General features: G+C 64.8%; 8 protein-coding genes, 1 tRNA gene and 1 pseudogene. 1 reads left to right on the forward strand and 9 read right to left on the reverse strand.

The annotated features are described in order from the left end of the window. Positions 1–332: 332 nt before the first annotated feature. The 9 genes from AC1DZQ_RS22280 to AC1DZQ_RS22320 all read right to left on the reverse strand — a co-directional run bounded on the left by AC1DZQ_RS22280 (position 333) and on the right by AC1DZQ_RS22320 (position 7849). A complete protein-coding gene (locus AC1DZQ_RS22280; protein ID WP_476965541.1) occupies positions 333–1682 on the reverse strand; it encodes an MFS transporter in 1350 nt (449 codons plus the stop codon). A gap of 166 nt (positions 1683–1848) precedes the next feature. Continuing rightward, entirely contained in the window at positions 1849–2646 is a 798-nt protein-coding gene (locus AC1DZQ_RS22285; RefSeq protein ID WP_476965542.1) for an IclR family transcriptional regulator, read from the reverse strand. 180 nt (positions 2647–2826) lie between these two features. Then, complete coding sequence (locus tag AC1DZQ_RS22290; RefSeq protein WP_476965543.1) at positions 2827–3657, reverse strand: fumarylacetoacetate hydrolase family protein; 831 nt, start codon at positions 3655–3657, stop codon at positions 2827–2829. 248 nt (positions 3658–3905) lie between these two features. Further along, positions 3906–4184, reverse strand: coding sequence for a hypothetical protein (locus AC1DZQ_RS22295; RefSeq protein ID WP_476965544.1), 279 nt, complete (start codon positions 4182–4184; stop codon positions 3906–3908). Between the two features lie 156 nt (positions 4185–4340). Continuing rightward, positions 4341–5603 (reverse strand): glycosyltransferase, encoded by a 1263-nt coding sequence (locus AC1DZQ_RS22300; RefSeq protein WP_476965545.1) that lies wholly within the window; start codon positions 5601–5603, stop codon positions 4341–4343. 202 nt (positions 5604–5805) lie between these two features. After that, a tRNA-Val gene (locus AC1DZQ_RS22305) sits at positions 5806–5881 on the reverse strand. Between the two features lie 90 nt (positions 5882–5971). Further along, a complete protein-coding gene (locus AC1DZQ_RS22310; RefSeq protein WP_476965546.1) occupies positions 5972–6889 on the reverse strand; it encodes an NAD-dependent protein deacetylase in 918 nt (305 codons plus the stop codon). A 31-nt stretch (positions 6890–6920) separates the two neighbouring features. Then, positions 6921–7433 carry a peroxiredoxin gene (locus AC1DZQ_RS22315; protein ID WP_476965547.1) on the reverse strand — a complete coding sequence of 171 codons (513 nt, stop codon included), beginning with the start codon at positions 7431–7433 and terminating at the stop codon, positions 6921–6923. Beyond that, a complete protein-coding gene (locus tag AC1DZQ_RS22320) occupies positions 7430–7849 on the reverse strand; it encodes a DUF3052 domain-containing protein (protein WP_018773429.1) in 420 nt (139 codons plus the stop codon). Before AC1DZQ_RS22320 ends, AC1DZQ_RS22315 begins: the two co-directional genes overlap by 4 nt. 436 nt (positions 7850–8285) lie before the next feature. Between AC1DZQ_RS22320 and AC1DZQ_RS22325 the strand changes: the two are divergent. Further along, positions 8286–8663: pseudogene (locus AC1DZQ_RS22325) on the forward strand (pyruvate dehydrogenase (acetyl-transferring), homodimeric type); the annotation flags it as partial.

The raw sequence follows: 8663 nt of genomic DNA on the forward strand, positions 1-8663 counted from the left end.
ATCCCGACCGCATGCCCCGAAATCCCATACTCACGCAACACCGCACCCTTTTGACCACGCGGGGCAGCCTCGTACTTCTCCAGGATCGAAAGCTTCTCCTCAAGAGTCCGGAACGGCACCTTCCCAGTCGACTTCGTCATGCCCAACCCGCCCGCCTGTCGCGAAGACAATCTGTCTCACGACAGGCTGACAGAGAGGGTATTCCGGTAGCGCCGGGCATCTTGCGCATCGCCAGGCGCTTCCCGTGTCGCAGAAACGGCTGTGGCCCCTTCCTGGGGGAAGGGGCCACAGCCTGGGACCTGCGGACTGCGTGCTGATAAGGCCGGGTGCGCCTAGTGCGCGTCCTCCGTCAGGAGGAGGTCGCGTCCCACCGTCTCGGGCGTGAAGAAGGTGGTGACGAACGAGATCAGCGCAAGCACCAGCGAGTAGATGGCGAGCACCAGCCAGGAATGGTCCGTGGCGGCCAGCAGCGCGGCTCCTACCAGCGGGACCAGTCCGCCGGCCAGGACGGCGGAGAGCTCGCGGCTCATTGCCACGCCGGTGAAGCGGTACTGCGAGCCGAAGAGTTCCGGCAGCAGCGGGCACTGCGGGCCCAGCATGGACTGAACGCCGAGGGCGATGCCCACCACCATCACAATCCAGACCAGCGTGACGTTGCCGAGCGTCACCAGATAGAACGCTGGCAGCGCGATCAGCGCCTGGAACAGCGCGCCGTAGCGGTAGATGGGCACACGGCCAAACCTGTCCGACAGCGCGCCGAACGTGATCACCATGACGGCGGCGAAGCCTGCGGCAATGAGCAGTCCCACCGGTCCGATGAACTTGTCGCCGGGGAAGACGCCATCCTTTGACGCCAGGAACGCGATGAGCAGGGCGGAGTAGATCGAGGAATTCCCGTTCTCACCCATCCGCAGGCCGATGCCGATCAGGACGTTTTTCTTGGAGTGCTTCCACAGCTGGCCGAGGGGGTTCTTGACCACGTTCTTGTGCTTCTCCAGCTCCTGGAAGACCGGCGTCTCTTTCAGCCGGAGCCGAATGAAGATGGCCACCACGACCAGGAGCACGCTGGCCAGGAAGGGCACCCGCCACAGCCAGCCTTCCAGGACGGCCTTGTCTGCCATGGCAATGAGCGCAAACGTTCCGGCGCCGAGCAGGGTGCCCAGCTGGATGCCGACGAACGGGAGGGAGGCGAAGAAGCCACGACGGCGGCGCGGCGCGACCTCGGAAATCAGCGTGGTGGCGCCGGCCTGTTCCGCGCCGGCACCCAAGCCCTGCAGGATGCGCAGCGTCACCAGGAGCACGGCGCCCAGCATGCCCGCCTGTTCATAGGTCGGCAGCAGGCCGATGGCGAAGCTGGCGGTCCCCATCAGGCCGATGGTGAGGATCAGGACCATCTTGCGGCCGAACCGGTCGCCGATGTAGCCGAAGACCATTCCGCCGAAGGGCCGGGCCGCGAAGCCGACGCCGTACGTGGCGAAGGACGCGATCAGGGCTCCGTCCTCGCCGAGCGGCTTGAAGAACAGCGGGCCGAAGATCAGGGCCGAGGCCAGACCGTAGATGTAGAAGTCGTAGTACTCCAGTGCGGAGCCCACGGAGCTGGCAAGCGTTGCCCGTCGCAGCTGTTCCGGATCGACGACGGCGCCATCCGCTTTAGCGAGCGGTGTATTAGTACTAGTTGTCACAAGCACTCCCTCAAGAACACTCCAGACCCCCGTTGGTCTGGTGGGACGTGAGCAACCCCCGAAGAGTTGATCACTATGCTGAACAGCGTACAGCAGGATGTTCGACTAGCCAATGAATAATCAGATTTATTCGCGGCGATCCGGGACGGGCCCGTGACACGAGGCCCTAGCCCATGGGATTGCCCAGGGACCGGGCGAGGTCCTGGAGTTCCTTCACCATCATGGCGCCCTGCTCCTGCGAGTACGTCGCCTTCAGGGCGGTGACCGAGAGGCCCAGGCTGGGCCCGTGCGCACCCCGGGTCGGGACGGCCACGGCCAGGCACACGACACCGGTGGTGGATTCCTCGTCCTCGAACGCGTATCCCTGCTCCCGGATGACGGTGAGCTGCGCCTTGAGCTCGGCACCGGTGCGCAGCGACTTCCGTGTCAGGACCGGCAACTCGGCGTCGTCCGGAAACATTTCGTCGACGTCGTGGTCATGCAGCCGCGCGATCAGCGCCTTGCCCACGGCGCAGAGGGAGACGGGCATCTTGTCGCCGATGTTGGATGTGAGGCGTACCGCCGGGTGCCCTTCGTAGCGGGCCAGATAGATGACATTTGTCCCGTCCAGCATGGCGATCCGGACCGTCTCGCCCGAAAGCGTCGGGGCCTGTTCACAGAACCGGTAAAACTCCTGGACCTCGTCGAGGCGGCTGAGGTATGCCGCGCCCAGCTCCACCAACTTGCGGCCGAGGGTGAACTCCGCGCCCTGGCGGTTGATCAGCCTGGCCTCCTCGAGCGCGAGCAGGAGGTTGGAGGTTGAGGACTTTGGAATGCCCAGCTCCCTGGCCAGATCACTGAGCGTGAGGCGTCCGGTCGCGGATGCGGCCAGGGCTTCCAGCACGGCGGCGGCACGGGTGACAGCCGGCGCGGGTGACGCGCTCCCCAATCCGTCGGAGGTTCGGGAAACTCGGGAATCGGCCATGATTCTCCTTCAGGTATTGCGCGCATGTCGCCGCGCCACTCGTTCCATGCTGTCCAGTCAGCTGAACAGTAACCATCATAATGTCTGGCGCCGTGAATCGGTGCCCTGCTGAGACCGTTGACCCGCCGCTCCCACGGCAGCGGCCCCTATCTTGGGCCGCCGTCGTAGGCCGCCGGTCCGTCAGGCGGCAGACACCACGGGATTCGTCAGCTGGCCGATGCCTGCAATGTGGCACGTGACAGTGTCGCCGGGAACGATTGGCGCGCACTCGGCGGGGAATCCCGTCAGCACCAGGTCGCCCGGGTGAAGGGTCATGAAAGATGTCAGATAGGCGAGGATTTCCTCCACCCTCCAGCCGAGATCGGCGGAGCTGGCTGCCTTGAGCTCCAGACCGTTGTGGGTGATGCCGATCGCCGCGTCTTCACCCGTCAAATCCGTGACGATCCACGGCCCCACGGGTGTGAACGTGTCCTGGCTCTTGGCGCTGATCCACAGCTCGTCGGATTCCTGCAGGTCCCTGGCGGAGACGTCGTTGCCGATGGTGTAGCCCAGGACTGCTGTCATGGCGTTGCCGGGCGTCAGTCCTCGGACCCTGCTCCCGACGACGATTGTCAGTTCGGCTTCCGGCTCGACGCGGCCCACCCCCGGCCGGAGTTCAATGGCATCGCCCGGACCGACCACACTCGTCGCCGCCTTATGGAAAGCCTGCGGCGGAAGGTCGCGGCCCGCGCGGCCGGTATTGTGCGCCATGCCCAGGACGTTGGCCGGGACACTGGGCGCGAGGAACGTGAACGATGCCTCATCAACCGTCGCGCCGATTTCCCAGCCGCTGCGGGGCTGGCTGCCGGCATTGGCCGCGGAACCAGGGAACGGAGAGGTAGTTACCGTCCACACCCTGCCGGCCGCGCTGCCAAAGTCCCGTGCGTCGTTGGCGACGAAGAAGTATTCGTCGTCGGCAGCACGGGAAAGGGGGCGGACTCTGGCGATGCGGCGGGCACTTGTGGCGGTCATGAAAACATCCTAGGCGGCGGGGTCCCGGCGCCCGCGATTAGGCCATCGAATGGCGTAATCCTGCCGCGGTGAAACGCCGTCAGTGTTTCACAATTCCAAACGTTCACGGTATATTCGTTACAAGCCTTCCACCGCGGCATCCCCCAATAGTCGCGGTGGAAGGCTTTTCCAATGCCCGGGTGGCGCCGGCGTCCCGGACCGCCATCAGGAGCCGGCGGGACCGGCCGATTGATGCCAGTCCCGGCACCCTAGGCGGCGTCCGCGACGGCCTCCCGCAGCCGCCAGCCGCCGCCGAGGCCGTCCCGGATCAATTCCATGGTGGTCAGGGCCGATTCGCGGTTGCGGCCGAGCCTTGCCTGGATCTGCCAGACCTCGACGTCCACGCGGCTCAGGCCCTTGGGCATCCGGCGCTCGGCCTCCCACCAGCTGACCCGCTCGAACCAGCGCACGGGCTCGGCCCCGATCAACCATTCCCTGCCCCCGCGGACCACGGCCAACGGCCGCCCGTCCGGGCCTGTTTTCACCATTACGTGCTCCATGACCGTCACAGTAGGGTGGGGCACGGACATTTTAGTGGCCCGGATATTTTCGGTGCGCAGACCAGAGCGTAGACATTTCGGAGCCCAGACCGGCGCCGGACTCCGGGGTCGAGCGTCCCGGGTCCAGTGTCCCGGGCTCAGTCCCTACTCGCCGGCGTGAACAGCCACCACACGGGGCTGGCGCAAGCGGATGAAGACGTCGGCCGGCTGAGGGTTCTTGCCCGTCAACGTGATGCCGGAGATGCTGACGCCCTCGGGCATGAGAATGCTGTGGCGCACCAGTCCGTTTGATTTCCGAGACCAGGCCTGGCGGCTCAAGCCGAGCTTGGAGTTCCGCTTCAAACCCAGAGTGGACACATCCAGTTCATCGGCGCCCTGGAGATCATACGAGACCTCAGCAAAGCCGCCCTGGAGATTGGCTGCGGATTCGAATTCGAATTCGAATTCAACCAGCCCCGCATCGGCCTTCAGCGGAAACTTGAGAACGGTGTCCGCCGTGAGCTGCAGGGGCTCCGCATCTGACGCCGACAGCTCATGCATACCGGACTCGCCGGCGACTATGTCGTCGATCAGGCTCGGCCATTTTTCTGCGGAAACGTCTGCGGCCCGCACCACCGGCAGCTTCTCGAGACGCGCCAGTGAATCCGCAACGCGTTCATGCGGGGTCGAGTTCAGTGTCGAGTCCTGGTCACCGTGACGAATTTGAAAGAACATGTGATCGCTCGAGTCCAGGATGGTCGGCATCACAGTGTCGACCTTATGGTGATGGCCGGGCGTACTCACGATAAAGCGGCTCTCGCGCGGGTCGAAGGCCGACACAAACGCCATTCCCTGCGCAGACTTCGGGTGGTAGAACTCCCGAAGATTCACGAGTTCATGCTCCCCGCGATACGCCGTCAGGCCCAGGCCGAATGAGATCGCCATCCCAATGTGATTCGCGGACCGGTACCTTTCCAGGCACGTCAAGTAGTCCGCCGCGAGTACATCGTCGTCGTCGAGGCGGAACCACATCACGGGTTGGACATCGTCGTCCGCTGCGAATTTTCCGGTGAGATCTTCTTCAATGAGGGAGGTGACTTCCTCGATGCCGGTTCCGCGGACGGCTTTGTTCCACTCCACGGGAATCAGGAAGGGGTTTTCGCTGGCTGCAGCGAACAGCAGTTGCTTGTGGCGCTCCGGCAGCAGCTCGGAATAGAGGACGAAATGCTTGTAGTCGTGGTTCTCCGCCATGGCAGCAAGCGCGGGCACGGACTTCCCGAAGAACACATCGGCGCGCATCTGCAGGCGCTGTTCCGAGAAGAGGTAGTTCTTGTACTGCTCCTGGGTCTTGAAGACCCCGCTCCGAGACGTCTTCCATGACGGCGATCCGGGCGAGAAGAGACTGTAGCGTGTGACGCCGTAGAACATGGTGGTCCCCCAGGGGTTTCTCGGGTGCTGAACAAATCACCTAACTCTACCCGGTAGCCATCCTCTTGGGTGACACGGGGCCGTCGCCGCGTCATTGTTGACGACGACTAAAACCCGTCCGCGTTCGTCGCAGTCCATCGCAGCAACCGAAGACAAAACCCCGCCTTGCGGACCATGTGGTCCGGAAAGACGGGGTCTTCTGTGGTGGGTCCTACCGGGATCGAACCGATGACATCCACGGTGTAAACGTGGCGCTCTACCAGCTGAGCTAAAGACCCAAATCGCAGTTTCTGCGCCTCAGCGCTTCAACCAACGAACAGCTACTGTACCGGATGTTACCGGCCAAGCGCCAATCGGCCAGGCCGTCCCTACAGTGGCGGCAGCTCGCCGGCGAGCCACGCGAGGGCCCCGCTGACGCCTGCCTCCAGCTTGATGGTGGCGAGGCTGTCCCCGCGGGTCGGTCCCCTGTTGATGATGACCACGGCCTTGCCCTGCTTCGCCGCGTGGCGGACAAAACGCAGGCCGCTCATCACGGTGAGCGAGGAGCCGGCCACCAGGAGCGCCCGGGCGGCGTCGACCATGGCGTAGGAGCGCTCAACCCGGTCCTTGGGCACGTTTTCCCCGAAGTACACGAAGTCAGGTTTCAGGGTGCCGCCGCAGGCGGGGCAGCGGGCGACGACGAACGATTCAATCAGCCCGGCGTCCTCGACGGTGGCATCGGCGTCGGGGGCCATTTCCACCACCCCGGCGGCCTGCGCCCGTTCCAGGAACCCGGGGTTGAGTTCCTCCAGGACACCGGCCAGCATCCGGCGGCTGAAGCGCCGGTGGCAGTCCAGGCACACCACCTGGTCGAACCGGCCGTGCAGGTCCACCACATTGACGCTGCCGGCGTCTTCGTGGAGCCGGTCCACGTTCTGGGTGATAAGTCCGGTGAGCAGTCCCCGCTGCTCCAGCCGGGCTACCGCGGCATGGCCTTCATTGGGATCCGCCCTGCGCAGGTGCGACCATCCGATGTGGTTGCGGGCCCAGTAGCGTTGCCGGTTTCCCGGTTCGCCGATGAATTCCTGGTAGGTCATGGGGGTCCGGGGCGCGGCGCCGGGCCCGCGGTAGTCCGGGATGCCCGAGTCCGTGCTCAGGCCGGCGCCGGTCAGCACGGCGAACTGTCGCCCGGACAGGAGTCCGTGGATGTCCCGCAGGACTTCGAGTTCCCTGCCCTGGAGCTCCACTGAAGTAGCGCCGCCGGTCCCGGCGGCCGTGACCGGCGGGAGGCTGGCAAACCCGGTCATGCCGATTCCCGGCCGCCGCTGCCTCACCGGATCAGTTCCCGCCGAGTCCCGCGAGGGCAGCCCGGTATTCGGCGAGGTCCCGGGCCTGGCCGCGTGGGTTCACCACGACGTAGCGGACGATTCCCGCCGCGTCGATGATGAAGGTGCCGCGCAGTGCCATGCCGCTCTCAGCGTCGAACACCCCATAGGCCGAGGCCACGGCGCCGTGCGGCCAGAAGTCGGCGAGCAGGTCGAAGCCGTAGCCTTCCTTTTCGGCATAGGCCCGCTGGGCGAACTTGCTGTCCACCGAGACCGCCAGCACGGCGGCATCGGCATCCTCGAACAGCGCAAGGTTGTCCCGGATTTCGCACAGTTCCCCGGTGCAGATGCCGGAGAAAGCGAACGGGTAGAAGACGATGACGACATTGCGGCCGCGGAAGTCCGAGAGGCGCACCGGCTCGCCGAATTGATTGGCGAGCTCGAAATCCGGGGCGGCATCGCCGACGCCGGGAACGGGCGCCACGGCGGCCGGCGCGGCGGCCCCGTGCTGGACCGCTTGGGTCACTTGTTTTTCCGCGTGACCAATCGGGTGGCGCTCCAGTCCTTCGAGACACCGGCGGAGGTGGTGTAGTGGAGTCCTGCGGTGGGCGCGGCATCCTGGATGTCGGCGGGCGACACGTAGCCGTCCCGCCCGGACTTGGGAGTCAGGACCCAGACAACGCCGCCCTCGGTGAGAGTCGTCAGCGAATCGACCAGCGTGTCGACTAGGTCTCCGTCACCTGCCCGCCACCAGAGAATGGCGGCGTCGACCACCTCGTGATCGTCCTCATCGAGAAGCTCAGAGCCCGTGAGATCTTCGATATCGTCCCGCAAGTCGAAGTCGACATCGTCGTCATAACCGAATTCCTGAATCAGGTCCCCGTCTTTGAAACCCAGTTTCTCCGCCACATTTACCGAAGTGGCGGCGTCGGCCTCGCTCACGTGTTGCTCCTATGCTTTTTGAATTGCTTCATGTTTTCAATGGCACTAGTGATTTCCATTACTCCAAGCCAACACCCTTTGGGCTCTCGCTTCAAGCTGTTGGCACCGCGATCCGCCATATTCTGCGTCACACAGGGCGATCCGGAGGCTGCCGGGCAGCGCTTCGTCACACAACCAGTATGCCCGTGAAATACGGCGGCGGGTCCATACGGCGGCTACGCATCCGTCAGCCCGCACGGCTAGAGTGGCTGATGACGACTACGCCTGCGCGGGCAACCGCCCGGCTGACACAGGCAGGCGTACCGTGATTGGACCTTGCCCGGCGCATACGACCGGGCTGTTGTAACCGATATGTCGCACACGTCGCGTTCACGCCAGGCAGTCACCCTGCCCGGAGCTGAGGGTGCCGATAGATGCGCTCAAAGAGAGGTTGGACGTGGCTGCAGGAGAAGATACCTCCCATATCCTCAGCGGGTTGACAAACCAGCTGCCTGATCGTGATCCGGAAGAGACCGCCGAATGGCTGGAGTCCCTGGATACCCTGATTCAGGAACAAGGCACCGAGCGTGCCCAGTACATTATGCGCAGCCTGCTCCAGCGGGCCGGGGCGCAGAGCGTGGGTGTTCCGATGGTCACCACCACGGACTACGTCAACACCATCCCGGTGGACCAGGAAGCGGAATTCCCGGGCGATGAGGAGATCGAACGCACGTACCGGGCCTGGCTGCGCTGGAATGCCGCGGTGATGGTGCACCGGGCGCAGCGGGCGGACATCGGCGTCGGCGGGCACATCTCCACCTACGCCGGGGCCGCG

The organism is Arthrobacter sp. P1_C12_2 (genome assembly GCF_056406415.1).

Bases quoted from the DNA above. Each gene is read 5' to 3' on its own strand.
- AC1DZQ_RS22285 (WP_476965542.1), bottom strand. From the start codon at position 2,646: ATGGCCGATTCCCGAGTTTCCCGAACCTCCGACGGATTGGGGAGCGCG.
- AC1DZQ_RS22290 (WP_476965543.1), bottom strand. From the start codon at position 3,657: ATGACCGCCACAAGTGCCCGCCGCATCGCCAGAGTCCGCCCCCTTTCC.
- AC1DZQ_RS22295 (WP_476965544.1), bottom strand. From the start codon at position 4,184: ATGGTGAAAACAGGCCCGGACGGGCGGCCGTTGGCCGTGGTCCGCGGG.
- AC1DZQ_RS22300 (WP_476965545.1), bottom strand. From the start codon at position 5,603: ATGTTCTACGGCGTCACACGCTACAGTCTCTTCTCGCCCGGATCGCCG.
- AC1DZQ_RS22310 (WP_476965546.1), bottom strand. From the start codon at position 6,889: ATGACCGGGTTTGCCAGCCTCCCGCCGGTCACGGCCGCCGGGACCGGC.